Here is a 26,053-nt window from a genome sequence, read left to right on the forward strand (position 1 = left end):
GGCACCAGCGCCACTTTCAATAACAACGCTGTTGGTTCCCTGGCACCCATACACATGGTAAACATAACCGGAAGGAACCCTGCATACAGCACCGTCATTTGTCATGGTTACATACTTGTCAGGCGTATCAATGTTAAGCGTTCCTGAGCCTGTCTGAATAACCGTTGTCATGACAGGATCGGAAATAACCTCCACTTCAAGATCACCACTCATCACAGTGTACATTGCAAAAAAATTGACTTCGTATGTGCCTGTTTTTCCAAATCCGTCATACAGTGCATCATAAACGCCGTCACTGTCTCCATCCAAAAGCTCCACCACAGGCAACCCGGTGACAGGAACATCCGCAGATCCGGAATAGGCATCCGGCGGAATAACCATTGCCCAAACCCTGTCAAGCCCACCGGAAGCAGTGATAATACTGCCTGCCCATAACCGTGCAGATTCACTTCCATCAAGGGTCATTGTATCCGGCATCTCCCCAATAACCGGTGGAACCGCTGCAAGGCCGTACCCCTTACCCAGCCTTACTGTGCTTGCAATACTTTTGTCCTCCTTTTCATTTGGCACAATGTTCGAACCATCCTGCAGAATCCAGTTCGCTTCTATCTGGGGGGTCTGCCTGCCGCACATCTGCGTTGTTCCGGAGGTAAAACCATTATACAGGCTGCCGCTCTGAATAATTTTGGCCCAGAACTGGTACGAAAAGGAATAGAGGGTATCATCGGCAAAGGAGGCTGCCTCATCAGGCCCGGAGCTTGTAATCAAAATTCGCAGCTTACCAGGAGGCGGGGTCATATATTGAATGAAACTGCCTGAATAACAGGCATCATAGACAAGGATAACATCCACATCCATGTTTCTCTGAATCGTGTCCAGCCATAGATCAAGATCTCTTGCATAGAGCCACTCCTGATCCTCGTTGAGCATAAACTTGCCCACTCCGCCATGATCCGTCATGTAGATCAAAAGCTCATCAGGAGGATTTGAAAATACCGACCAGTAAGTAACAGCATTATAGACTTCGTCCAAAGTTGCATAGGCATCCACATCAAGATCACCATCCCCGTCAATGTCAATCCCGTTATCCGGGCTGATAAAATAGATGTTCTCCTCTTCATAGCCCTGGTTACGCAGGGCACGATATGCTATCTGCACACATGTTACGGTATCTTCCCAGATGGCATTTTCCTCGTAGGGGCCTCCGCCGGCTATTATGATGGCCTTTGATGTTTTTTCGCTGGTTTCAATGGCAATGGTTCCGCTTGCTGTCTGTCCCACGGCATCAGTCACCGTACACCTTACAGTAAAAGTGCCTGGAGAGTGAAAGGTATGCTCAGGGCTCTCCTGTGAAACCGCCTGTGTGCCGTCCCCGAAATTCCATGAATATGTATAGGGGGGATTACCAGATGTCACCTCACAGAAGAAGGTTGTCAACAAGGGAGCCACACCGGAGGTCAAGGTTGCTTCAAGAGGTGCTATTACAAGCTCCTGGCTTTGCTGGACGTCAATTAGAATCGTCTCTGTGCACCTCTGTCCTGTGGTATCGTTCACCGTACACAGAACCGAATAATAATCGGCAACATCAAAAATATGGGAAGGGTTCTGCTGACTGCTTGCTGCACTGTCATCTCCAAAATCCCATAAATATGTATAGGGAGGATTGCCCGAAACTGCAGTACAGGAAAAAGAAAATTCCTGCCCAGTTTTTCCACTTGACGGTGACACCTGAAGCGTAACTGCAAGCTCTTCTCTTTCCAGCACTTCCACTGCCACCGATTTTGAGAGTTCCTCACCTGCACTGTCAGTCACCTTACAGATAACGGCATACACTCCGGAAACATCATATGTATGAACTGGGTTCTGCTGACTGCTTGCTGCACTACCATCCCCGAAATCCCATTCATATTCATATGGAGAGCTGCCCGAGGATACTGTGCAGGAAAAAGATACGACAAGTGGCGCATAACCCTCCTCTTCACTGGCTAAAATTGAAAAGGTCAAAGGATCAAATGATCCAGATGATCCCGAACGAACACACCGAACGTACTTATCATAGGGCTTACTGGCGTAGCCAACATTGCCATGGTAGAAATGCACGAGCCACGCGAAATCAGTGTTACTGGCGCGCGTACTGCCCGACCAGTAATTAATTGTTTTTACATTATTAAATATATTGGCAGGGATTGACGGATTATACCTGGTATAATCAACAATAGATGACAATTCCTCAACATCAGGAATTCTCCAGTCACTATGCCCATCAAGCACAAGATCTTCACAATACTGGCAAGCAACCTCCCAGGTTCGTTCAACTCCATCATCCTCTCTTTGCCATTCAAGCTCTTTTTGGGTATCTTCTACAATATTGTCATTTTTAATAACCAAATAATCCAAAGGATCAAATGACCAATATGATCCCGAACGAACACACCGAACGAAGCTACCAATGGTCTTACCGTAGTTGCCAACACCGCCATAGCCGAAAACCACGCGCCACGCGCCATCAGTGCCATCGGCGTACGTACTGCCCGACCAGTAATAACTTGATTTTACATTATTAAATATTCCATCAGAAATTGACGGATCATACTTAGAATAATCAACGATACTCTTCAATTCCTCCACACTTGGGACACGCCAGTCATTATAACCTGCAAGCTCAAGCTCCTCGCATGCCTGGCAGGCATCTTCCCAGGTTCGTGTAACTCCGTCATCTGTCTGCTGCCACATAAGGCCGGTGACTTCATCGGAAACTGTGCCGTCTCCGTTGTCAACAAAAGGGCCAACTGCATGGGCGGAAGTTGCTAACAAGAGAAACATCAGAAAAAATGTTATAAAGAGGGTGTGATTTATCTGTTTCATTTTTTTATCCTTATTAAAAATGGGTAATCAAGGAACAATAGACAATGTGCTCCTCTATATCCTGGGAAAAGTCAGTACCTTGAATAAGCGATGTTCCCACATCATTACCGTAACGGAACTGATAGGCCACATCCACTACACACCAGCGCCATGCCAGTCCGGTGCCAATGGAAAATCCCATATATTCATCTGGTGAGCTTTTGGCAGGTGCGGGATCGTAAAAGATTCCCATTCGCACAGGGATGACAATGTTGTCTTTGATAATGAGATATTCCGCTCCCATACGTAATGAGTTGACAGGGTCAATACCTGATTCTTCCAGGGAAAGGCCGTTTACAGGAGAGGTTTTGTTTCCATCAGCATCAATATATTCAAAATCATTCCAGAGAGTTCTGTGATAATCAAGCGACACCGACAAGTTGTCGGAATAACGATATGCCAGCCCTATGCCCCATGACATGGGAAGCCTGAGCTGTTCATTGCTTGTTTCATTGAATGAGATACCCGTATCGGACATAAGATCATCAGGAACATCTGAAAAATTTTGTTCATTAAAAGACAAATCCATATAAGGCAGAGCTGAATCGGGTATTGTTGTTACATTGTGTTCATAGTGGCTATGGTTAATGTCCGCCTTAAAAGGCATTTTCAAAACCCCTCCCAGCGTCCAGCGACTGTTAAGCCTGTAAAGAAATCCAAGGACTGCATTCCATCCTTCAAAAGAGTAGGTATCCATTGTATTTGTTTCAAGATGAAGCAAAGCGTGTTCTCTTTTAACTGCAATGGATTCCTCCCATTCATTTTCATAAATAAAGTCACCCCAGTAATTCAGGGTAATGCCAAACGAGAGATCAGGTGAAACCGCAATGCCCCAGGCAAGGCCAAGTGCGTAAAGTGCACCATCTTGTTCAAATTCGTACTTGTCTGTAAACGTTGCAAATGGAAATTCTTCAGAGGGATCTGATGCAGAATCCACAAAAAAGTTCTCAAAAGCAAATCCACGGCTGAAATCATACATATGCTGGTAATTCAGGGAAAGTACCATATTGCGATTGGCAAAAACAAAGGGTAAGGCAGCACTCAGATAGTTCAGCCTGTGACGGTTATCCTCTTCATTTCCTGAAGCATCAGGGTATTCAGAAAAAAAATTTTCCTCCTTTCTGTGATTTCCACTAAACACAACCGAAATTTCAGGTTTTTCAAGCTGGACAAGGCCACCGGGATTCCAGGATGCTGCTGTGGCATCATCTGCTATGGCAATAAAAGCGCCTCCCATACCAAGTGCTCTTGCCCCTGAACCTACAGGATTTGGTGTAGAGGTGATTTCAATTCTTTCCAGAAAACCATAATTTTCTTCAGCCAGTATCAAGACAGGGAAAAGAGATGTAAATAAAAATATCAAATGCACCACTATTTTAAAAGCCATTTTCACCTTACCCCTAACCTGGACAAGCCAGAAACAATAAGGATTATTTGATGCGACATCCTTCAGTTATCAGTTTACACTTTTTTTGATCCATGATTTTCATGATTAAAGGATTTACCTTGATTTTTAATCATCAGCGAGCAATGTAAAATCAAGCCGTATAGGAGGAAAATCATTTACTGTCACTCTCTGGGAGAGGCTTTTATAGCCAGGTACAAGGGGTGTGACAGTTATGGTGAATGTTCCGGGCAAATGGGGCATAAAGTAATATCCTTTATAAAAGGTCAGTGCCCCGCCCCTGCCGTCAGTACTCAGATATGCGCTGATGTTAGGGGTTACAATACCGTATATCATGGAAGGCAGCACTGCACCTTGCTCCTCTTCAAGGATCAGGGAATATTCACTTTCGTCCTTAAACGCTCCCTCAAACATCTGTACAATCCTTGCGTAATAGATGCCATCAGTGGGAAAAGAAAAAGATATGGCTTCATCCTCTCCATTCAAACCATTATCCTGATATTTAACAAGGGTCTCTCCATCATCTGAATATATCTCAATGGCTGCGTCACAGTTGATCCCTGCTTCATAGACAGTAAGACGATAAGATTTGGGGCTACCCTGACAATAGAATCTTACCCAATCTTCATCATCGGCACTATGAAAATTACGGAGCTGTTTGTACTCATAGCCATCCAGCTCTGAGTGTTCAGAGTTGATACTGGCCTGTGGAATTACTGATGCTGTCTCCCAGGTGTCATCTGATTCAAATTTATCCGGTATAATTCCCATTTCAACAACCTGGCTATCCAGCATAACAGTGCCTGAATCAATGATAAGCTCCATCGGTTGATCATCAAAAATAATCGTCTGGGAGACAAGAGTGGCAGGAAGCACCAGGAGTGTAGTTTCGGCATCCTGTAATGTCACCATTGCTCCGGATCGGGAATGGATGAAATCACTTGAATTTCCCCTGACAGTTATCACATTGGCACCAGGGAAATTAATAAGTTTTGCTCTGGCACCACTTTCAATGACAAGATTATTGACTCCTGTCGTTCCGTAAACAACCATTGTGGTTCCAGAATCAACAGTGTGGGAAACCTCGTTTGTCAGAACAAGATAGCCATCAGGAGAATCAAAACATGATGCTCCCCATGCATTTACAATAGACAGCATTGATACCATTAAAAGAATCCTGAAAACTAACTTTCCAATTTTTATGTCCATAACACCTCCATGATTATAAAATTTGAGTTTACCTTTTTTTGAATATTAGATGTAAATATTTGATATCAGTGCACCCTTTTAACTATTCTCCCCCTCTCCATTCTTGGAGAGAGAGCTGGGGGGTGAGAACAACAGAATCATCTTCAGTTTTAGTTTTGAATACAGATACGAAGAATCAAAGCCTCAAGCAGTATAAGAGGGTCATTGTCCGAAGATGATTTTAATTGATAGTCAAGTTCTGCAAGTTCCGTAAATATTGAAACAATCTCATCAAGTGAAAAACGGTCTGATTTAAGAAACATCTGAAAAACAGGAAAGGTGTTTTTGGGATTGGGAGCAATGATCAAATCCGTTGATATCTTTTTTTGTTTTTTCGGCTCATCACCATCAGAGTTAACAGGTGCAAGGTCATTTTCCCATTCATTAAGGGTACGGACAAGCTCCTCATCTGCCTTGACAACATGGGGCATTGTATTCCTGGTGAACAGATTGTAATTATTATTCGCCGCCTGCCAGCAGTTATTGCCCTTTGCCTTTTGGGTAACAACAAATTGCTTTATTACTAAAATTTTACGGAAATGGTTTACAAGGGCAGAGAGAAGCTGGAGATGATAAAATCCGCTGTCACAAAGGGACTTAAAATAAAATATAGCCTGATCAATATTCCTGTCAGACACTGCATTGTTCAATTCAAAGATGGCATCTTTTTTTGTCCTTTTAATAACAGACTGCACATCTGATGCAGTTATCATATTCCGATCACCGGTAAAAGCCACAAGCCTTTCCAAATTGTCGGCAAAGGTTGCAGGATCAAAACCTGTCATCTCGGAGAGCCGGTTGAATGCATACCCTTCAATTCCCTTGCCGCTTCTGTCCAGAATATCCTTCATGGTCAAGCGAAGAAGCTCGGTTTTTTCTGTCTGGTCAACCTTGCGGTTTCCTTTGGGAACAGAGCAATCAACTGCCAGGCCTTTTTCTTTAAAAGTATTAAACAGAAGTCGGCGGCGATCTGCATTGGGAGAGGTTAGAACCAGAAAATGGTTATCAGGAAAGCCTTTTGAAATGAACTGGTTGAGCTGGTCAATATCTTCTGACTTAAACCCCGGAGGAGAAGATATGCCGGGAGCGGGAAAAACAGGAGCATTTTTAACAGCCACAACGCGCCTGTCCTGGAATATGGAGTATGTGGAAAGCCTCTCTATCATTGCGGGAATGATGGCATCATCTCCCTCAAGCAGCTCATATCCTATATCTTTATGTTTTGCCGGCAACAAAAAATCAATAATGGTGTCAAATATCTTCCTGCAAATAAACTCTTCTCCCCATAGAAAAAAAACCTGTGGAACCTTGCTATTTTTCAGGGTATTTATAAAGTTTTGCAGATCATTGTGTTTCACTTCCGGCATGTTTTTTTTTCCGGTATTGTTATTTGAAGTAATATTTGAGGTAAAACCTGATTTAAAGAGATAAATGAGCATGCAGAGTCCTACCAGAGACATCAAAAGCCCTATCCCCTGGGATACAGAGAGATAGTCCAGCACAAAATCACCTCGCGGGTCTCCTCTGAATATCTCTATAAACGCTCTGAAAATGCCATAAAGAAAGATATAGAGCCAGAATGTAAAACCTTCAAATTTCTTTTTTTTATCCACCACAACAAGGATTATGAACAGCAACAAATTGGATAGAACGGAATAGAGCTGGGTGGGATGAAGTGCAATGTGCAAAGGTGCAAGTGAGTCTGGATCTTTAAAAGTAACTGACCAGGGAAGATCACACGAGTGGCCATAGCAGCAGCCTGCAAAAAAACATCCGACTCTGCCAATGGCATGGCCAAGAGCTATAGCAGGTGCAATGATATCAGCAGTACGCCACACTGGCATTCCTTTTATCCTAACATAGATCAGGGAAGATAGCAGTGCCGCAATAAATCCACCATAAAAAACAAGTCCGCCATTCCAGATTCTGAAAATTGCAAGAATATCGGATGAGAATTCTTCAAAATTCAGGATTATATAAAGAACCCTTGCACCGACAAGGGAAGAGACAAGAACCACAAAGAAGAGATCTGTAATCTCCTCCTGGGCAATTCCCTGTTTTGAGGCTCTTCTGCCGGCAAGCATTACAGCAGCAAGGAAACCAAGTCCAACAAACAGCCCATAGGTGTACAGGGTTATATTTCCGATTTTGAAAAGTATAGGATGCAAATGTCTCTCCTTAAGAAGGAAGAAGTAACAGAGAGATTAAATTCAGAATTCCGGAATGTTGTTAGTTATTACATGATAAACAAATATCCCCATTCCAACACATATGGCACTGTCAGCAACATTAAATGCAGGCCAGTGATAATACCCGATGTAAAAATCAAGAAAATCAACCACTTTACCATATCGAAACCTGTCAATAAGATTGCCCACAGCTCCTCCAAAAATAGCAGCCAGGCCACATGAAAAAAAGGTATATCGCTCCCAGGTCTTCTTGTAAAACCATAAAAGAATAAGAGCTACTGCAGACGAGACAAAAAGAAAGAAAAACTTTCTGAGCACAGCAGAATGATCCGCAAAAAGCCCGAATGCACCGCCAGGGTTCAATACATGGGTAATATTGAAAAAACCTGTAATTGCCATTGTTTCATGGAGCATAAAGTTTGAAATGATCAGATATTTTGTTATTTGATCAAAAACAATAATTGTTCCACTTATAAGAAGAAGCCTTCTCACTGGATCTTTTATTATGAGATTCATTAAACTCTTAATTTTCTTCCCCCCTTCGTACTGATTTATCGTTGTCATCAGTGCCTCTCTTATATTCTTATAACATCCTGAATCAGTGGCACGTTTTTTTGATAAATCTTGAAATCATTTGGAAAAAAATATCTGTTACTTCACTTGTATGATGAAGGCAAAAATCAATTTTTTATAATAATTTCAATCCATATTCTCTATAGGCTTGTATTTTTTTATCATTAGTAATAAGCACAAGGTTGTTTTTTATACATTGCCAAATTAACATTCTGTCAAAGGGGTCTTTGTGTGATGGTACAGATGGAAGCTGATATGATGAAATAACATCTTGTTCATGAATATCATAAACCTTAAAACCAGCATCTTTAGTTATTTCAAGCAAATCTTCCGGTGTTACACCATATAATTCCAGCTTGCCCAATGAATATTTTAACGAAATTTCCCAGTAACTTATTTTGCTGACATATTTAACCTTATCAGTAGTATTAAATACATCAAGGACATTTATGCTTATTCTTGAAGGCTCAAACATACTCCAAAGTAGATAGTGTGTATCAATGAGGTAGTTCAAATTCCCAATAACTCCTCTGACGTCATCTTAAAATCATCCATAATTTTATAACTGCCTTTTTTGGCAAGCAATCCAAGTTTGATTATATTCTTTTCTTGATACTCTTTATATGGAATAATAACAGCAATTTTTTCCTTTTTATCGCCATGAGAAATGATAATTTCTTCACCTTGTTTGACACTCTCCAAAACCTGTATAAGTTGTGTTTCAAATTCATTAACTGGCATTATTTTCATTTCATTGCTCCTACTAAAATATAGCGTTCCAGAAAAGATTTTGGCATATCAATTTTGAAGGGCAACCACAGTGGATTGCCCCTGCAATATACTCAAAGTCGACACCTTGTTGGCATTTATTGAATTTGTCTGAATCAGGATAACCAGGATTTACAGGATGCTCAAGATTTTTATCCTGTAAATCCTGGTTATCTTGGGCATCCTGATTCAGACAGTATTGACAAGGCTCAAAAGCTCATAGGTGTCGCTTTTGAGAATATAACAAAGACAAGAATATCAAACGCCAATTATATCAAGAGCTGCCGAACAACGATTACATGTTCCCGGAAAATCTTCCCTGCTGCCTGTTGTGGTGTCATATTTCCAGCAGCGTTCGCACTTTTCACCACCTGCTTTTTTAACTACTACCTGAAGGCCTTCAATCTCCTTGCTTGTCCAGGCATTTTCAACGGGTTCTTGAAGAAGTGATGCATCGGATACAATGAAAACATCCCTTAAATCTGCACCAAAGGAGGCAAGGATTTCTTTGACATCACTGTCGGCTGTATAGATTGAAAGGCTTGCATCAAGGGGGTGACCGATGAGTTTTGCAGCACGGGACTCTTCAAGTGCTTTTGTAACTTCCGATCTGACATCAAGTATCTTTGCCCATCTAACTGCAAGAATATCATCTTTCCATGATCCATCAACAGAGGGACGAGAGGTGAGATGAACACTTTCAGCCTTTCCTTCACAATCAGGCATGTGTGTCCAGACCTCCTCTGCTGTAAATGGAAGAATGGGTGCCATTAGACGGACAACAGCATCCAGGATAGAATACATGACTGTCTGGGCATCACGTCTTGCACCCTCCCCTGCCGGTGACGTGTAGAGGCGATCCTTAATGATATCAAGATAAAAAGCAGAAAGTTCAACTGTACAGAAATTATGCACAGCATGGTAGATTGTGTGAAACTCATATGCATCATAGGCTTTTATGGATTTTTCAAGGATTTCCCCCATCCTGTGCAGGATAAACCTGTCCATATCCCCCATTCCATCTATTGGTCTTATGTCCTTTGCAGGATTGAAATCAAAGAGATTACCCAGCATGAAACGGCATGTATTTCTAATACGACGATAGGCATCGGAAAGCTGCCTTACAATATTATCGGATATTCTAACATCATCCCTGTAGTCAGCAGATGCCACCCACAATCTTAAAATATCTGCTCCATGCTGCTTGATGATCTTTTCAGGTGCTACAACATTTCCCACTGACTTGGACATTTTTTTACCATCTGAGTCCACAACAAATCCGTGGGTAAGTACAGATTTGTAAGGGGCTTTTCCGGTTCTTCCCACAGCAGTCAAAAGAGAGCTGTGAAACCACCCGCGATGCTGGTCACTTCCCTCAAGGTAAAGATCAGCAGGTCGCTTAAGTCCTTCACGCTCTTCCAGTACTGCGGCATGGCTTACGCCTGAATCAAACCAGACATCCAGAATATTGTGATCCTTGCCAAAGTCACTGCTGCCGCATTTGGCACAGATTGCCCCTTCGGGCATAAGAAAATCAGCATTCTTTTCAAACCAGATGTCAGAGCTGTGTTCAAGGAAAAGCCCATGAATCTTGTCAACAGATTCCCTTGTTACATAGACCTCCTGGCATGTTTTGCAATGAAATACAGGAATCGGAACTCCCCACGATCTCTGACGTGAAAGACACCAGTCAGGCCGGTGTTCAATCATGGAGTAAATTCTGGCCTTGCCCCATGATGGTATCCAGTTGACATTGTCAATCTCCTCAAGGCTTTTTTTACGAAGTTCCTGCTTGTCCATGGATATGAACCACTGGGGGGTTGCCCTGAAAATTACAGGTTTTTTGCAGCGCCAGCAGTGTGGATATGAATGTGACATATCTTCATGTTTAAGAATAAGAGAACGTTCATCAAGCATTGCAATGATGCCTTTGTTTGCCTTCATGATAAACTGCCCTTCAAAGCCTTTTACATCATCGGCAAAACATCCGTTGTCAAGAACAGGGGAATATGGCTCAAGTCCGTATTTAAGGCCTGCAATATGGTCATCAGCACCATGCCCAGGAGCTGTATGAACGCAACCTGTGCCAGCCTCAAGGGTTACATGCTCCCCAAGGATGAAAATGGAATCCCTTTCGTACATTGGGTGGCTGCATTTTCTATTTTCAAGATCCAGAGGAGAGAGATCTCCAAGGATTTTGTATTCCGTGATATTGAACCTTGACATTACAGAGTCAACAAGCTCCTTTGCCATTATGATCACACCCTGATTTTCGGTTTCAACAGCGCAATACTCAAACGAAGGGTGGAGACAAACTGCAAGGTTTGCAGGTATGGTCCAGGGGGTAGTTGTCCAGATAGCAACAAAAACCTCCCTGCCACCAATGGCGGTCAGAAGATCACCAAGATCATCCTTTACAGGAAATTTAACAAAAATTGATGGTGAACCATGATCCTTATATTCAATCTCAGCTTCTGCCAGGGCAGTCTCACAGCTACAGCACCAATAAATGGGTTTTTTACCAAGAAACATGTCACCGCTTAAGGCAAACTCACCACACTCCTTTGCAATGCGTGCTTCATAGGCATTGTTCATGGTAAGGTATGGCTCATCCCACTCTCCGGCCACACCAAAACGCTTGAACTCCTCCCTTTGTATATCAACAAATCCTTCGGCATATTTGCGGCACGCCTGGCGGATCTGTACCGGTGTCATATCCTTCTTTTTTGAGCCAAGTTTTTTATCCACATTGTGTTCAATGGGAAGTCCATGACAGTCCCAACCAGGAACATATGGCGCATCAAAACCTGCCATCTGTTTGGATCTGATTATTATATCCTTGAGTATTTTATTAATTGCATGACCTATGTGCAAATTACCATTGGCATATGGAGGGCCGTCATGAAGGATAAAGGTCTCTTTGCCTGCTGATGATTGTCTTATTTTCCTGTAAAGTCCTGATTTTTCCCACTCTTTCAGTTGTTCCGGCTCTCTGTTGGCAAGGTTTGCCTTCATTGCAAATCTGGTCACAGGCAGGTTCAAGGTTTTTTTGTAATCCATTATGATGTTCAAGGCCTCCGATATATTCTTGTCTTTTTAATTTACTTTGGTCATCTGGTCATCAACTTTTATTGAACAAATTGTATTGCTTTTTATAATTATATTGCTTTTTATAATTGTATTGCTTTTTATATGTGTTATGTTTTTTGCTTCCTTCATACAGACTCAAAAGTACTTTACACTTTTCAGAAAATTTTGAACCATGATTAAAGGATTTTGGCACCAATCCAGGATTCCGGTCAATCTAAGTCATGGCACACCTTTATGTCAAGAAAAGTTCATTATTTTGACCTGTAGTGGTGCAGCCAATATTATATCTACTTCCGTGAAATTTGCATTTTATTGCCTTCAAAATAAAGGTAAACCGTCATGGCCGGAGTCCGGCCACCCCCGAATATGAAAATTTGTATCCATTTTCACGGTAAAATGGTTATTTTTACAATACACCTTTTATAGCTTTCAAATGGAAGACTATAATATATGATATCTCTTTTTATCTTTCTGCCATCATTTAAAAATTCATGCTCATCAAAGAGGGCAAGTTCTTCAGAAGAAAGAGCACCTTTCATGGCAAGGATTGCCCCTCTGTCATTAATAAAAGGCAATGCCATTTCCGTAAAGGCAACAAGTGATGTAAAAGCCCGTGATACCACAACATCAAAACAACCGGCACAGTTTTTGTCACCTGAAAGCTCCTCACCCCTGGCTTGCAGTGCTGTCATATCAGACAAGGCAGGCATATCAGTTGCGTTCTTACTTTTTGAAATAAGAAGACGGATCATGTGCTTCAGAAAACTGACTTTTTTCCTTGATGCATCAACCATGGTCAAAGAAGTTGAAGGGTTGACAATTTTAATAGGAAGTCCGGGAAAACCGCCTCCGCTTCCAAGATCAAGGAGCTTTAAATTCCAAGGGATATACTTGCAAAGGGCAATGGAATCAATAAAGTGCTTTACAGCAATCTCGTGAGGATCAACAATGGCAGTAATATTAATTTTTTTATTCCATTTCATAAGTTCAGCAGCATGGCAGGCTAAAAGCTCAAGCTGTAAAGAGCTTAACTCGACACCAAATGAGTTGCATCCATTGGAAACCGTCTTTTTCCACTGAGTACCAAATTGAGATTTGTCATACAGCTTCATTAATCTTGCCCCTTAAAACCTGTTGTTATCAATTTTGATGAGAGCTTCCATAACTAACAATAAAGCCACAAATGTGTCGATTTTGATTATATACGCCTGAAATTTTGATTGACACAAAAAATAATTTCTTATATTATTGCGGGATTTTCTATTACTATAAGAAAACCATTTAACCTGTTGATTTTAGCAGAGCATATTTCAATTATCAACATTTAAAAACAATTCGGAAGCACAGTATGCAATGGGATAAACGGGCAAATCTGTGAACAAATTCAGTCAAAAGGACAGTGTAATATGCTGAAGGATTTAAAACGAGTAAGAAATATCGGAATCAGTGCCCACATTGATTCAGGTAAAACAACTTTGACGGAAAGAATTCTGTACTACACGGACAGAATTCATCAGATTCACGAGGTGAGAGGCAAAGATGGTGCCGGAGCTGTAATGGACTCAATGGAGCTTGAGAGGGAAAGAGGAATCACCATTGCATCTGCTGCCACACATTGTGAATGGAAAAAAAATGACGTAAACATAATTGACACACCTGGTCATGTGGATTTTACTGTTGAGGTTGAAAGATCTCTGAGAGTCCTTGATGGTGTTGTTCTGATTCTCTGTTCAGTTTCAGGGGTTCAGTCACAGTCCATTACAGTTGATCAGCAGATGAAAAGATACCAGGTTCCATGCATCGCTTTTGTGAACAAATGTGATAGAAGCGGCGCAAATCCCTACAGGGTTGCAAGGCAGCTTAAAGAGAAATTGGGACACAATCCGGTATTGATGCAGATACCCATAGGACTTGAAGACAAAATCAAAGGTGTTGTTGATCTTGTCACCATGCAGGCATACTATTTTGAAGGTGACAATGGTGAGAAGGTAATCACAAAAGAGATCCCGCCAGAGCTTATGGACGAAGCCCTTGAGAAACGTGAAGAGATGGTGGATGCAGTCTCCATGTATTCCGATGAGCTTACAGAGCTCATTCTTGAGGAAAAGGAGCTTCCGGAAGACCTTATTGTTGAAGCTGTCAGAAGAGGAACCATTGCAAGGGAAATGACTCCTGTATTCATGGGTTCAGCTTACAAGAACACCGCTGTCCAGCCTCTTCTTGATGCAGTAATAAAATATCTGCCATCTCCCCTTGATATTAATAACGAAGCAATAGACCTTGATAAAAATGATGAGACAGTCTCCCTTGTCAGTGAATTTGACAAACCCACAGTATCCCTTGCCTTTAAACTTGAAGACGGCCAGTATGGACAGCTAACATATATACGTGTTTATCAGGGTTCCCTTAAAAAAGGCGACACTATTATTAACAGCCGTGACGGTCGTAAGGTTAAGGTGGGACGTCTTATCAGGATGCACTCTTCTGAAATGGAAGATGTTGACGAGATCCCGGCAGGTCATATTGGTGCCATGTTTGGCATTGACTGTGCTTCCGGTGACACCTTTGTAAGTCCCGGAATCAACTATTCACTGTTGGCAATGCATATCATGGAGCCTGTTATCTCCCTTGCCATCAAGCCTGTTGACAACAAATCCCAGATCAATATGTCCAAAGCACTTAACCGCTTTACAAAGGAAGATCCAACCTTCAGGACATATGTTGATAAGGAAACCAACGAAACCATCATACAGGGAATGGGTGAGCTTCATCTTGAAGTCTATGTAGAGAGAATGAAAAGGGAATACAAGGCTACGGTTGAGACCGGCCAGCCCAGAGTTGCCTACAGAGAGACAATTACCCGCAAGGGAGAGTTCAACTATACCCACAAAAAACAGACAGGTGGTTCCGGTCAGTTTGGACGTGTTTCCGGATTTATTGAGCCCACTGAAGAGGAATTTGAATTTGTCAACAAGGTCACAGGCGGCAGGATTCCCACCCAGTATATTCCTGCCTGCGAAAAGGGATTTCTGGGATGCATGGAAAAAGGTCCGAAAATGGAATTTCCTGTTACAGGTGTTAAAGTTACCCTTGAAGATGGAGCATTCCATGCTGTTGACTCCTCTGAAATGGCATTCCAGGCAGCAGCAAGAGGTGGTTTTCTTGAGGCATACATGAAAGCCCATCCGGTAATCCATGAACCTATCATGAAGGTTGTTATAGAGACTCCAAATGAGTTCCAGGGGTCATGCATGGGTCTTATAAACCAGCGTCGCGGTATCATTCAAGGCTCCCAGGAAGAAGGGGTTATGTCTGTAATTGAATCCCAGGTTCCTCTATCTGAAATGTTCGGCTTCTCCACCATACTTCGCTCGGCAACCCAGGGGAAAGCTCAGTTTACAATGGAATTTTCTTCTTACAAGCAGGTTCCCCAATCAGTGTCTGAAGATATTATAAAGGCTCGGGAAGAAGAAAAGAAAAAGAAAAAATAAAGAATACTTCATTTTAAACTTTAATTCCTAAATATAAAAATATAGTGAGGTAAAAATGCTGAGAAAAGATCTCATTCAAAAAAGCCCGGCAGTTCAGATTATGGGGAAAGAGTACCTGGAGCAGGGCAAGTTTGGTGCAGTGGTTTCTAGAGCAGGTGTTGGCAAGACCCAGTTTCTGGTACAAATTGCAATATCCTGGCTCCTTGATGGGAAAAAGGTTATCCATATAAGCCTTGATGATGCCATTGATAAGATAAATGTCCGCTATAAAGAAGGCTACAACAGCCTCATAGACAGTGTTGGATACATTGACCCCATCAAAGCAAATCGCCTTTGGGAAGACTTAGATATCTGCAAATTCGGTATCAATTATAATAGACAGACATTTGCTTCAAAGAATATAAGGGACTACCTTGCAACACTTAAAAAGGATAACCTTGAGATACCTGCCATGATCGTTGTTGACGGTATCGACTTTGACGGGGATTGTTCTGATATCCTTGATGACCTTGCAAAACTTGCTGCTGATTTCTCTCTGGCAATATGGTTTTCCATGCAGAGCCACAGAGAAGAAAATCTTACAAGTGAAGGTTTTCCTGTGCAGCTTGATAATGTAAAGGCTCGTTTTTCAAAGGCCCTTTTTCTAAAACCCCGAGAAGACAAAATAGAGGTTGTCATCCTTAAAAATGGTGCCAAAGTTAACGAAAAGCACCTTATAGAACCTGCAACAATGATGCTTATCTGATGCAAGGAAAGGGGAGATAAAAAATTCCCCACTGACATGTAAATCGGAAATTGTCTGAATCAAAGATAACCAGTATGAAACGGATGTTCAGGATAAATAATTTTGCCCTTGTTAACTCAAAAATGACATCTTATTGCTTTTTCAGAAGTTATTGCAGTTGTCTGAACCAGGATAACCAGGATGGATAGGATGCTCAGGATAGATAATCCTTCCTTATCTTTATTAATCATGGGGAATCCTGATTCAGACAGTGTTGACAAGGCTTACAAAATCACAGGTTCCGACTTTGGATCATAGGTTCCGACTTTGAGTGTTAATCCTGGACATCATGATTCAGACAATTTTACCGACAAACAAACCTTTAAAGAACACTAAAAGGTGGAAGCAATAAAACTACAAGGTGGAAGCAATAAAATTACAAGATGAAAGCAATAAAACTACAAGATGAAAGCAATAAAACTACAAGATGAAAGCAATAAAACTACAAGATGGAAGCAATAAATTCAGAGACAGCACCATAAACTCTCTGGGAGCCTTTTCCTGTCAGGATAGTATGCCTGTCAAAATCAAATAGGTAATACTCTTTGACAGATGCCGGCATCATATCGAACAGTTTTTTTGTACCATCTGGATCAACAAATGGATTTTTTCTTGACTGAATCACAAGAACAGGAACATCGAGCCTGATCTGTTTTTGTTCACCCTGCTTGTCATGCTTCTCCTTGACTCCTGCTTCAATCATGTTCATCAACATTTCAACCTGCCTTAGCCCCGAAGCAGGGTGACTTGTATATCTGAAGCCAACAGAGTCACTCTCCGAACCTTCAATTGCATATTCAATAAACATATCCTTACCTGCTGATGGATGCCTTGCTCTTTTTATCATCTGTTGCCACAATCCCCCTGGAACGAGAAAACCTGATGAATAATCTTTTATTCTTGATGGCGGGGATACCATAAAAAAACCATCTATATCCTTTACCCTTGATTGAAGGGCAAAGCCTGTCAGTGCTCCTACTCCAAGCCCACCCACAATTTTTTTCCGGCACAGTGTCCGAAGCAGTACAAGCCCCTCTTCCACTGACTCTATCCACTGTTCAAAAGTTGTTTCAAGAAGATTTGCAGGTGAAGTTCCATGACCCGGAAGCCTTGGCATATAAACCGTGTAGCCATTTTTTTGAAGATAGGCAGCAAAGGAGACAAGCTCCCCGGGAGTTGATAGATAATCATGAATAAGAAGAACTCCCGTATCTCCGCTATCAGATTTTAGAAGCCTTGGCCTTCCGTTGTTATAGACGGCCATTCTGCTTCTTGCTGTTGGATAACGGTTTATGAAACTTATGTGATTTTCGTTATCAATCTCGACTTTTTCATTGGAGGAATTTATTACCAAAAGCGCATTTTTATTTGCAGATTCGATTTTTGATCTATTCCCATGATCAATCCTGTTGTTGTCGCTTTTATCATGCAGCCTTCCATCTTGCAGCCTTCCATCTTGCAACCTTCCATCTTGCAACCTTCCATCTTGCAACCTTCCATCTTGCAACCTTCCATCAAGATTATTATCACCTACTTCATCAGCTTTAGTTTCAATCTTTCCACGATAGGTATTTTCTTTAGTTTCAATCTTTCCATGATGGATATTTTCTTTAACTTCAATTTTTCCATGACGAGTATTGCCAGAAGTTTCACTAAGTTCATTTTGGCCTTTTTCATCACAACCTTTTTTATCGGCCATATTATCTATAAAAAGGTCTTTGTCTTTACACTTTCCAGATGTGGTATTACCTGAAGAAGAGTTAGCTGACCACACTGCTTCAATATTTTTGTCCAGAAGGTTTACAGGACAGGCAAAATTGTTAAAATCATTTATATATTGGTTATACTGTTTATCTTCTATCCTGTAGAGCATCAATTGTGCAATTTCTGAAGGAGTCTTTGCAGCAATGTCTGCAAGATGCGCCTGAAGTCTTGAGAGTGGTTCCACCTCGTTGGCAATGACAGATACCGGATTGTCAACTCTTACAGTATGAAAGGCAGATGGAGAATCAAATCTTGTGTTATCCTTGAAAAGCCTATTCTCCCGCATCTCAACAATACCTGTTTCCAAAGCAAGGCTGAGAAAATCCTCGTACCTGTGAAAACGGTCATTGGTAAGGATGTGAATCTGGTTTTCATAAAGACTTCTGTGAAAATTGCAATAAAGAGACATTGAACAGGAAAATGTTGCAAGATAAGCCCTGCACCTGAAGTCATACTCGTCAATTCCATCATTTCCGACATAATATTTTAGAATAGATGCAAAAATATGGTCATAATTAAGGGTTGTCATCTCATAAACAGATTTCATGTACCTGTTCATGATATCCTGTGCAGCAGCCTTCATGACATGGTGTGAGCTCAGGCGGTTTGAAAAATCAACCCGTCTTCTTGATGTTACATCACTTTCCACAAATGAGTTAAAAAAGTAATCTTTAATTGCAATGGATTCGCCAATCCTGATATCCACATCCACACCTGAAAAAAGCATTGTTCCCTCTGTCAAAAGCTCATCCATTACCCTTTGTGAAGGATTCTCCATCATGGTTAAAGCCAGTCTGCTAAGGACATTCTCCTTTGCTCTTACAGGGTAGTATGTGATGTTAACAGGCACTATAAAAGTCTGTTGTTCAAGAATTTTTTCTGGAAAAGAGAGTTCATACTGATCTATAAGTCGTTTAAACTCAACAGGATTGATTGTTTTCATCCTTCGAAGGCGCTCACGGTAAAATTCAGTGGTCAAGGCAAGAATTGCAGCACCTGTATGGGGACGTTGCACTTCTCCATCCTGATATAGCCTGAACTCACCATCTCTTGTGATTTTCTTGTTTTTTACCATCATACCTTCGGGGAAAATGATACACTCTGCCGTTCCTGCAAGAAGGCTTTTAACGATAAGAAAGTCACGCTGGGGGTCCCTTGTGGATACAGCACCCATGGCTTCAAGGATGCCTTTTAAACCACCTTGAAAAAGCTCTGCCGCAGCAAGTGACCAAACCGGCTTTTTTGTCAGCTCATGGATGTGATACGGTAAAAAGACAGTTTCAATGCGTGTAAAATGGTTGGCTGTAAAAATAAGTGAGCCTTCAGGAATTTTCTCCTTGCCATGTATGGTAATTCTTGCCTTTGAAATTCCTGAAAAGGCCCTAAAAGCATATCCTGACATGTAATAGGCAAATCGGTTCACAAATGGTCTCCTTTGGGAAATATGGAAGATTAGCCTTGACCATCTCCATATTATTTCTTAGATTACTACTTTGTCAAAATAAATATTGATCCCATGATGGAGGATAACTTGTACTCAAAAATATTGATTCTGCATTTTCCGCCGGAAGTTGCCCAGAAAGCAGTGGTCTGCCATCTGACACGCAAATTTGATCTGCTCTTTAACATCCTTGGTGCCAGGGTATCCAACAGAAAAGACGGCTACATGGTACTTGAAATTTCCGGAACCAGGGACAGTTTCAAGCAAGGTGTTCGCTTTCTCAAAGACCAGGGCGTAAGGGTAAGCTCCGCAGAGCAGGAGATCTGGCGGGATACTGAAAAGTGTACCCACTGCGGTGCCTGTACTGCTGTATGTCCATCAGGAGCGCTTTTCATAAAGCGTCCGGAAATGGAAGTAGTTTACGATAAGGATAAATGCACAGTGTGTGAACTCTGTATAGTGACATGTCCCACAAGAGCAATGGGCCTTTATTCTAAAAAAAATACAGAAGATATGATGCAGTGAAAAATAACAGCACCACTAACTCTTCATGGTCGATTCAGGATACCCCCAACTATGAACATCAAATGTGTTTTCACAGTAAAGAGATGACTGCTGCAGTTACTATGCCCCAAAATTCTTCAAAGCGGGTGGCTGTAGCAGTCAGCGGTGGCGTGGATTCCATGGTTGCAGCTTGGCTTCTTAAAAAAAATATTCTAATATTTTTGGAATCCACTTTACAACAGGGTATGAAGTAAAAAAACTTGACATTCACCATCTTGAAAAACAACTTAAGATTCCTATCCACTGTGTTGATTTTAAAGAACTTTTTGAAAAACATGTTGTTAATTACTTTATAGATACCTACAGAAAAGGCTCCACCCCAAACCCCTGTCTTGTATGTAATCATAAAATCAAATTCGGAGCGTTGTACGATGCTGCTGTTAAACTTGGTGCAGATACTATTGCCACAGGCCACTATATAAGAACAGAGCGTGATGATGAAGAAAATCCAGTTCTGCTGAAAGGTCTGGATAGTTTAAAGGAGCAGTCATACTTTTTATCCATGCTGTCGCATCGGCAATTAAAAAATACACTTTTTCCACTTGGTGAATATACAAAGCAGGAAGTAATTGAGATAGCATCAGAAAACCACCTTGTTCCCTTGGAAAAAAAAGAGAGTCAAGACATATGCTTTATCCATGATTCTACATTTGCAGAGTTCATTGTTTCAAAAACAGGCATGAAATTCACACCAGGGGATATTGTAACAACAGACAATAAGGTTGTTGGCAGACACAGAGGGCTTCACTGCTACACAATTGGGCAACGTCGGGGATTAAACTGCCCAGGACCGGAACCCTACTATGTAAAATCCATTGACATGATAAACAACCGCCTGATTGTAGGTTTCAGGAAGGAGCTTTACAGTGATACTTTGAATGTCAGAAATGTTAATTGGTTATCACCATGCACTGAATTTTCATGGGACAAACCTATGAAGGTTATGACAAAAATACGGTACAGCCATACGGATGCACCATCTACGCTATTTCCATCCAGTGAATCTACAGCAGAAACTCTTAATAAGACAACCTGTCCAAATCACATTAAAATAATATTTGATTCTCCTCAATTTGCAGTAACCCCCGGACAGGGAGCTGTTTTCTATAAGGAAGATAAGGTAATTGGAGCCGGAATCATCCAATGAATAATATTGCAAATGAAAAATACAGAACATTTTATATTACAACACTTGGATGCAAAGTTAACCAGTACGAATCCGATGGTATTGCAGCCGAACTTTCAGCAATGGGCTGGAGTCGAAGCGAAAAATGCGAAAATGCTGAAATATGCATCATTAATACATGCTCTGTTACCTCAAAGGCAGCCATGCAGTCAAGGCAGCAGATAAGAAGCATTATAAGAGCAAACCCTAAGGCAAGAGTTGTTGTGACAGGGTGTCATGCACAGACAGCACCTGATGATATCAAAAAAATTGAGCAGGTTGATATTATTACAGGTCATAGTGACAAATTCAATATTGCCCGTGCTATATCGGAAGAAAACTCTATAACGGAAGAAATCTATATAAGTAAAAAAGTCTCCCATGGCAAAAACAAAAACAATACTGATATAAATAGATCACCTGATGGAGATAAAAAACGCCCTGGTTTAATTACTGAAAACATTCCATTTCCTGCCAGTAATTCATGCACAGAAACAGTTTTCCATTCATTTTCACCATCAGTCACCGGCAACAAAACACGGGCATATCTAAAAATCCAGGATGGCTGCAATGCCTTCTGCAGCTACTGCATCGTACCCTATGCAAGGGGCCGCAGCCGCAGCATGCCACAGGAAGAAGTATTCCGGCATCTATATAAACTATCATCTCTGGGGTACAAAGAGGCAATTATTACAGGTATCCATGTTGGAGCATATGGCCTTGACTTTAAAGATAAATCTTCCCTTACAGAGCTGCTTGAAAAAATCGAACGACATCGTCCGATTCACAGAGTACGCCTAAGCTCCATAGAGCCTTGTGAGCTTACACCTGAAATCATTGCCATTGCATCACAAAAACAGAGCATCCTGTGCAATCATTTTCATATCCCTTTGCAAAGCGGTGACGATCAGATACTCAAAAGGATGAAAAGACCATACAGTGCATCACTTTTTCACTCCCTTGTCACAAACATTAACCAGAGTATGCCATCAGCAGGAATTGGAGCCGATATCCTTGTTGGATTTCCAGGAGAATCCCAAGCGGCATTTGACAATACTTTCTCGCTCATGGAAAAACTGCCCGTAACTTATCTTCATGTATTTCCATTTTCTCCAAGAAAAGGTACACCAGCCTTTGATTTTCCGAACAAAGTTGATTCAAAAACAGTTAAACAAAGATGTGCGTTAATAAGAAAACTTGGATCAGACAAAAGAAAAGCATTTGAAACCAGACAAATCGGAGAACTCCTTGAAGCTGTTATACAGGAGAATCGAGACACAAAAACAGGAAAACTTGTTGCTGTGACATCTAACTACCTGTCCGTGCTTGTAGATGGAGAGGATAGCTTTAAAGGTCAATGTGCCAACGTCATTATTGAGAGCAGGCAAAAAGACAACAGGTTGTACGGAAAGATTCTATAAACGGTAGTGTCATAAAAGTGTTGATATCTTTTTGTGAAAGCCCTGCTGAATCAAGGTTTGTGAAGAGCTCATCAACATATTTGGGACACCACCCTATAAACGAAAAGATTCAATAAAATGTCATTACCAACAGATCTTTTTAATAGTTCATGAAACTTTGGGTTCAATTTTTTACAGGCATATCAATCTTGTGTGTTTTTACTTTTCGATAAAGTGTTGCACGGGATATCCCAAGTTTTCTTGCTGTCAGAGCCATATTAAATGATGTATCTTCAAGGGTCGCACTGATTAATCTCTTCTCCATTTCATGCAGGGAACCTGTAAATGAGGCGGTTGAATTTATCCTTTTCACAGGTAGCCCCAAGTGACCCTCTTCAAGTATCCCACTGTCACAAAGGTGAAGTGACCTCTGGATGGTATTTTCCAGTTCCCGTGCATTACCCGGCCAGTCATAGGCGGTCAATGCATCCATTGCCCCCATTGAAAGCTGACACACCGGATTATTTTTTTTAACAAAATAGTCTGCAAGGGCCATGATATCACGCGGGCCTCTTTCCTTTAGCCTGGGAATCTTTATTGTAATGATATTGAGACGGTAATAGAGATCCTTGCGGAAGCGGTTATGCTCAATTGCTTTTTCAAGGTTGACATGGGTTGATGCAATTATTCTTGTATTGACCTTGACCATTTTATTTGAGCCAATCCGCTGAACCTCACCTGTCTGAAGAACCCTTAAAAGCTTCACCTGCATGTCATGGGGCATATCTCCGATTTCATCAAGTAGTATGGTGCCACCGTGGGCAAGTTCAAATTTACCTACTTTTCCGCCTTTTATTGCCCCTGTAAATGCACCGTCAACATAGCCGAAAAGTTCGCTCTCCATAAGTTCTCCCGGAATAGCACCACAGTTAATGGGGACAAATGGCCCGCCACTACATGCCCCTGCATTATGAATGGCCTGGGCAAAAAGCTCCTTTCCGGTGCCTGTTTCACCAAGCAAAAGAACAGTTGAGGTCGATTGTGCCGCCTTTTTGGCAAGGGATATTGCATCAAGAAAAGATGGAGACTGACCAATAAGATGATCAAAGGTAAAGTAAGCCCCTGTTCCGGAGAAACGTTCAGCAAGTTTTCTTATATTACCAACATCTTCAAAAACAACAACTGCACCCATCAGCTCTCTTTTTTCCGATAAAATAGGCTGGGCAGAGAATATGACATGTATATCCTGATTGCCATACTTAATATTACACTCCTTTTCCCGCCATACAGAAGGCTGAGAGTAGATATGATCAAGGTCAATCTCCAGCCCTTTTAATATTGAAACTGGTTTGTTTTCAAGATGACCGTCTTTTAATATCTCATTTGCCTTACGGTTGCTCTTCCAGATACGCAGATCACTGTCTATGGCAATCAATCCTGTTTCCGCAGACTCAACAACACGATCAAGAAAACCTGTATAAAAAGACATTTCCCGATTCTGTTGAAGAAGACACATGTGTTTCTCAATGGAACGGGCAGCAGATGTGACCATGATCAGCGTGTGAGGGTGGACAAGATCATTGCTGCCCGAAACCACAAGCACCCCCTGTAATGAATCCTCATGACCAAATATTGGAGCAGCACAACTTGTAAAGCCGTGGGCTTTGATGCAGTAATGCTCTTTGTCATTGAGCTGTATGGAAACCTGTTTTTTCAGACAAAGGCTTATTGCAGTGGTTCCCACATTACGCTCTGTCCAGCAGTATCCTGGAGCGCAGTTTCGCTCTGCAAATTCAGCCTTTAGCCGATCACTTCCGGCAAGATGAAGGATATAACCGTCCCTGTCCACAAAGGCTATCATGAATCGCTCAGGAGATAGAAGATCATAGAACTCCTCAATATATCCTGAGACCACATCCAAGAGATCCCTGCAAACAAATCTTCGCTTTTGAAGGGCAGCAGGAGAGAGGCGTTTCTGATTTGGACTCCTCTCCTCCCTGCTTATACCGTAGCGCTCAGAGCGTATATGGGATAGCAGAATCTCTTGCTTCATCTGCTCACTTGTAAGAATAGATACTTTTTTCATATAAACCCTCATGATTACGAGGGCATCACAACGATGCATGAAAGTCTTTATATGTCAGTATGTTATGGAGGCTTTCCAACAAAGCCCCATGTTTGCTGACGCATCACAACGAAACATGAAAGTCGTTGTATATCAGTATGCTATGGAGACTTTCTAATAAAAAAATAAAATTGAATTCGGCAAAAAAGCAACAAACTATTTATCTGATAAAATTGGTCATTATCTTAGCCGCAGGCTCCGGAGCCGGAAGCTCTTTTTTGCCCATCTCAACAATTTTCAGCAACCATGCCATATTCCTGCCAAGCACTTCCATGATCTGTTTGCCCTCGCCATCCTGTTCCATTTCCCCTGGATTCATTCCATGGGCCACGTTCCAGTAGTTGGAACAGGGCATAATCATTTCTGAGTAGCAGATATAGTGATTAAGGGAGTTCATGGTGGGAAGACCACCTGAACGCCTTACAGCAACAACAGATGCTCCAACTTTGTGTCTCAAAAGGCCATTATTGACAGAGATCACAAAAAAAGCTCTGTCAAGAAAGGACTTCATTGTACCTGCAACACCTGAAAAATGTACAGGAGATCCTAAAAGTATGCCATCTGCATCTTTCATCTTTTGAATCCACTCGTTGACTGGATCATCTTCAATTGCACATCTTTGGTCACGTTTCTTGGCACAGGTGAAACAGGCTCTGCATCCCTGAATCTTCTCCTTGCCCACATGAATCATCTCAGTCTCAATGCCCTCTTTTTCAAGTTCTGAAAAAACTGTGTTCAATGAACATACAGTATTGCCCTTCTTTCTTGGGCTTCCATTAAATCCTATAACCTTCAATTTTGTTTCTCCTTTGTTTGCTATCTCTAATTAATTGGGGTGCATTTTTGAACTTAGCGCCCTTCGGGCGGGCTTTTCCATAACCACTTGCTTTTGCAGGAGATAAAATGGAAATTCCTATACTATTTATTGGATTACATTTTTTTAAAATTATAAAATTTGGAACAAACACTCACCCCGTGCCCCAAGGGTTTTATAAGAAAGTCCCCGTATTTCAAGGTTTTTTTCAGGGCTTTCATGCTTCGTTGTGGCAAGATGGGTTTGCCATGGCCGTTATATAAAAAAACAGGCATCCTTCATTTGAACCCAAAAATACTTTACACTTTTTTGTGAGAGATTCCCGCCA

19 protein-coding genes are annotated in these 26,053 nt (G+C 41.5%); 7 read left to right on the plus strand and 12 right to left on the minus strand.

Going from position 1 to position 26,053, the window contains the following annotated elements; genetic code table 11:
- The 9 genes from MTBBW1_RS02580 to rsmG form a co-directional block, all read right to left on the minus strand.
- The coding region (locus MTBBW1_RS02580) for an Lcl domain-containing protein (protein ID WP_139786638.1) at window positions 1-2,865 on the minus strand (2,865 nt) is incomplete at its 3' end.
- A 13-nt stretch (window positions 2,866-2,878) separates the two neighbouring features.
- Entirely contained in the window at window positions 2,879-4,291 is a 1,413-nt protein-coding gene (locus MTBBW1_RS02585; protein WP_080798735.1) for an OmpP1/FadL family transporter, read from the minus strand.
- Between the two features lie 126 nt (window positions 4,292-4,417).
- A complete protein-coding gene (locus MTBBW1_RS02590) occupies window positions 4,418-5,518 on the minus strand; it encodes a hypothetical protein (protein ID WP_080798738.1) in 1,101 nt (366 codons plus the stop codon).
- Window positions 5,519-5,667: 149 nt separating this feature from the next.
- Window positions 5,668-7,725 (minus strand): prolipoprotein diacylglyceryl transferase, encoded by a 2,058-nt coding sequence (lgt, locus tag MTBBW1_RS02595; RefSeq protein WP_080798739.1) that lies wholly within the window; start codon window positions 7,723-7,725, stop codon window positions 5,668-5,670.
- Between the two features lie 42 nt (window positions 7,726-7,767).
- The gene (gene lspA / locus MTBBW1_RS02600; protein ID WP_245809217.1) at window positions 7,768-8,310 is read right to left on the minus strand and encodes a signal peptidase II; all 543 of its coding nucleotides are present in this window, start codon (window positions 8,308-8,310) and stop codon (window positions 7,768-7,770) included.
- Window positions 8,311-8,434: 124 nt separating this feature from the next.
- The gene (locus MTBBW1_RS02605) at window positions 8,435-8,833 is read right to left on the minus strand and encodes a type II toxin-antitoxin system VapC family toxin (protein ID WP_080798744.1); all 399 of its coding nucleotides are present in this window, start codon (window positions 8,831-8,833) and stop codon (window positions 8,435-8,437) included.
- Window positions 8,830-9,069 (minus strand): type II toxin-antitoxin system Phd/YefM family antitoxin, encoded by a 240-nt coding sequence (locus MTBBW1_RS02610; RefSeq protein ID WP_080798747.1) that lies wholly within the window; start codon window positions 9,067-9,069, stop codon window positions 8,830-8,832. The genes MTBBW1_RS02605 and MTBBW1_RS02610 overlap by 4 nt, the downstream gene beginning before the upstream one ends.
- 276 nt (window positions 9,070-9,345) lie before the next feature.
- On the minus strand, window positions 9,346-12,147 hold the full coding sequence (gene ileS, locus MTBBW1_RS02615) for an isoleucine--tRNA ligase (RefSeq protein ID WP_080798749.1): 2,802 nt from the start codon (window positions 12,145-12,147) through the stop codon (window positions 9,346-9,348).
- A gap of 416 nt (window positions 12,148-12,563) precedes the next feature.
- Window positions 12,564-13,289 (minus strand): 16S rRNA (guanine(527)-N(7))-methyltransferase RsmG, encoded by a 726-nt coding sequence (gene rsmG / locus MTBBW1_RS02620; RefSeq protein ID WP_080798752.1) that lies wholly within the window; start codon window positions 13,287-13,289, stop codon window positions 12,564-12,566.
- 294 nt (window positions 13,290-13,583) lie between these two features.
- Between rsmG and fusA the strand changes: the two genes are divergently transcribed.
- Together fusA and MTBBW1_RS02630 are read left to right on the plus strand one after the other, a co-directional pair.
- The gene (gene fusA, locus MTBBW1_RS02625; protein WP_080798754.1) at window positions 13,584-15,668 is read left to right on the plus strand and encodes an elongation factor G; all 2,085 of its coding nucleotides are present in this window, start codon (window positions 13,584-13,586) and stop codon (window positions 15,666-15,668) included.
- Between the two features lie 55 nt (window positions 15,669-15,723).
- Complete coding sequence (locus MTBBW1_RS02630; protein WP_080798756.1) at window positions 15,724-16,413, plus strand: hypothetical protein; 690 nt, start codon at window positions 15,724-15,726, stop codon at window positions 16,411-16,413.
- A 481-nt stretch (window positions 16,414-16,894) separates the two neighbouring features.
- Here the strand turns inward: MTBBW1_RS02630 and MTBBW1_RS02635 are convergent, their stop codons facing one another.
- Window positions 16,895-19,639, minus strand: coding sequence for a serine aminopeptidase domain-containing protein (locus MTBBW1_RS02635; RefSeq protein ID WP_139786639.1), 2,745 nt, complete (start codon window positions 19,637-19,639; stop codon window positions 16,895-16,897).
- Between the two features lie 108 nt (window positions 19,640-19,747).
- Between MTBBW1_RS02635 and MTBBW1_RS02640 the strand changes: the two genes are divergently transcribed.
- Genes MTBBW1_RS02640 through mtaB form a run of 4 tightly spaced genes read left to right on the plus strand, consistent with a single transcriptional unit; the run spans window position 19,748 to window position 22,807 of the window.
- Window positions 19,748-20,182 carry an NIL domain-containing protein gene (locus MTBBW1_RS02640; RefSeq protein WP_080798766.1) on the plus strand — a complete coding sequence of 145 codons (435 nt, stop codon included), beginning with the start codon at window positions 19,748-19,750 and terminating at the stop codon, window positions 20,180-20,182.
- On the plus strand, window positions 20,179-20,415 hold the full coding sequence (locus tag MTBBW1_RS27655; RefSeq protein ID WP_139786640.1) for a hypothetical protein: 237 nt from the start codon (window positions 20,179-20,181) through the stop codon (window positions 20,413-20,415). The genes MTBBW1_RS02640 and MTBBW1_RS27655 overlap by 4 nt, the downstream gene beginning before the upstream one ends.
- Before the next feature lie 44 nt (window positions 20,416-20,459).
- Entirely contained in the window at window positions 20,460-21,368 is a 909-nt protein-coding gene (mnmA, locus tag MTBBW1_RS02645; RefSeq protein WP_245809253.1) for a tRNA 2-thiouridine(34) synthase MnmA, read from the plus strand.
- Window positions 21,365-22,807 (plus strand): tRNA (N(6)-L-threonylcarbamoyladenosine(37)-C(2))-methylthiotransferase MtaB, encoded by a 1,443-nt coding sequence (gene mtaB / locus MTBBW1_RS02650; protein WP_080798773.1) that lies wholly within the window; start codon window positions 21,365-21,367, stop codon window positions 22,805-22,807. Before mnmA ends, mtaB begins: the two co-directional genes overlap by 4 nt.
- A 163-nt stretch (window positions 22,808-22,970) precedes the next feature.
- On the opposite strand, the gene MTBBW1_RS02655 is transcribed toward mtaB, so the two are convergent.
- Window positions 22,971-24,872 carry a sigma-54-dependent Fis family transcriptional regulator gene (locus tag MTBBW1_RS02655; protein WP_080798775.1) on the minus strand — a complete coding sequence of 634 codons (1,902 nt, stop codon included), beginning with the start codon at window positions 24,870-24,872 and terminating at the stop codon, window positions 22,971-22,973.
- Window positions 24,873-25,071: 199 nt separating this feature from the next.
- On the minus strand, window positions 25,072-25,707 hold the full coding sequence (locus tag MTBBW1_RS02660; protein WP_080798778.1) for a flavodoxin family protein: 636 nt from the start codon (window positions 25,705-25,707) through the stop codon (window positions 25,072-25,074).
- 107 nt (window positions 25,708-25,814) lie between these two features.
- Between MTBBW1_RS02660 and MTBBW1_RS28105 the strand changes: the two genes are divergently transcribed.
- Entirely contained in the window at window positions 25,815-25,988 is a 174-nt protein-coding gene (locus MTBBW1_RS28105; RefSeq protein ID WP_186441048.1) for a hypothetical protein, read from the plus strand.
- Window positions 25,989-26,053 lie beyond the last annotated feature (65 nt).

It is taken from the genome of Desulfamplus magnetovallimortis, from assembly GCF_900170035.1.
In the GTDB taxonomy this organism is placed as follows: Bacteria; Desulfobacterota; Desulfobacteria; order Desulfobacterales; family Desulfobacteraceae; genus Desulfamplus; species Desulfamplus magnetovallimortis.

Bases quoted from the DNA above. Each gene is read 5' to 3' on its own strand.
- mtaB (WP_080798773.1), top strand. From the start codon at position 21,365: ATGAATAATATTGCAAATGAAAAATACAGAACATTTTATATTACAACA.
- MTBBW1_RS02655 (WP_080798775.1), bottom strand. From the start codon at position 24,872: ATGAAAAAAGTATCTATTCTTACAAGTGAGCAGATGAAGCAAGAGATT.
- MTBBW1_RS02590 (WP_080798738.1), bottom strand. From the start codon at position 5,518: ATGGACATAAAAATTGGAAAGTTAGTTTTCAGGATTCTTTTAATGGTA.
- ileS (WP_080798749.1), bottom strand. From the start codon at position 12,147: ATGGATTACAAAAAAACCTTGAACCTGCCTGTGACCAGATTTGCAATG.
- MTBBW1_RS28105 (WP_186441048.1), top strand. From the start codon at position 25,815: ATGGAAATTCCTATACTATTTATTGGATTACATTTTTTTAAAATTATA.
- lspA (WP_245809217.1), bottom strand. From the start codon at position 8,310: ATGACAACGATAAATCAGTACGAAGGGGGGAAGAAAATTAAGAGTTTA.
- fusA (WP_080798754.1), top strand. From the start codon at position 13,584: ATGCTGAAGGATTTAAAACGAGTAAGAAATATCGGAATCAGTGCCCAC.
- MTBBW1_RS02610 (WP_080798747.1), bottom strand. From the start codon at position 9,069: ATGAAAATAATGCCAGTTAATGAATTTGAAACACAACTTATACAGGTT.
- MTBBW1_RS02585 (WP_080798735.1), bottom strand. From the start codon at position 4,291: ATGGCTTTTAAAATAGTGGTGCATTTGATATTTTTATTTACATCTCTT.
- rsmG (WP_080798752.1), bottom strand. From the start codon at position 13,289: ATGAAGCTGTATGACAAATCTCAATTTGGTACTCAGTGGAAAAAGACG.
- MTBBW1_RS02630 (WP_080798756.1), top strand. From the start codon at position 15,724: ATGCTGAGAAAAGATCTCATTCAAAAAAGCCCGGCAGTTCAGATTATG.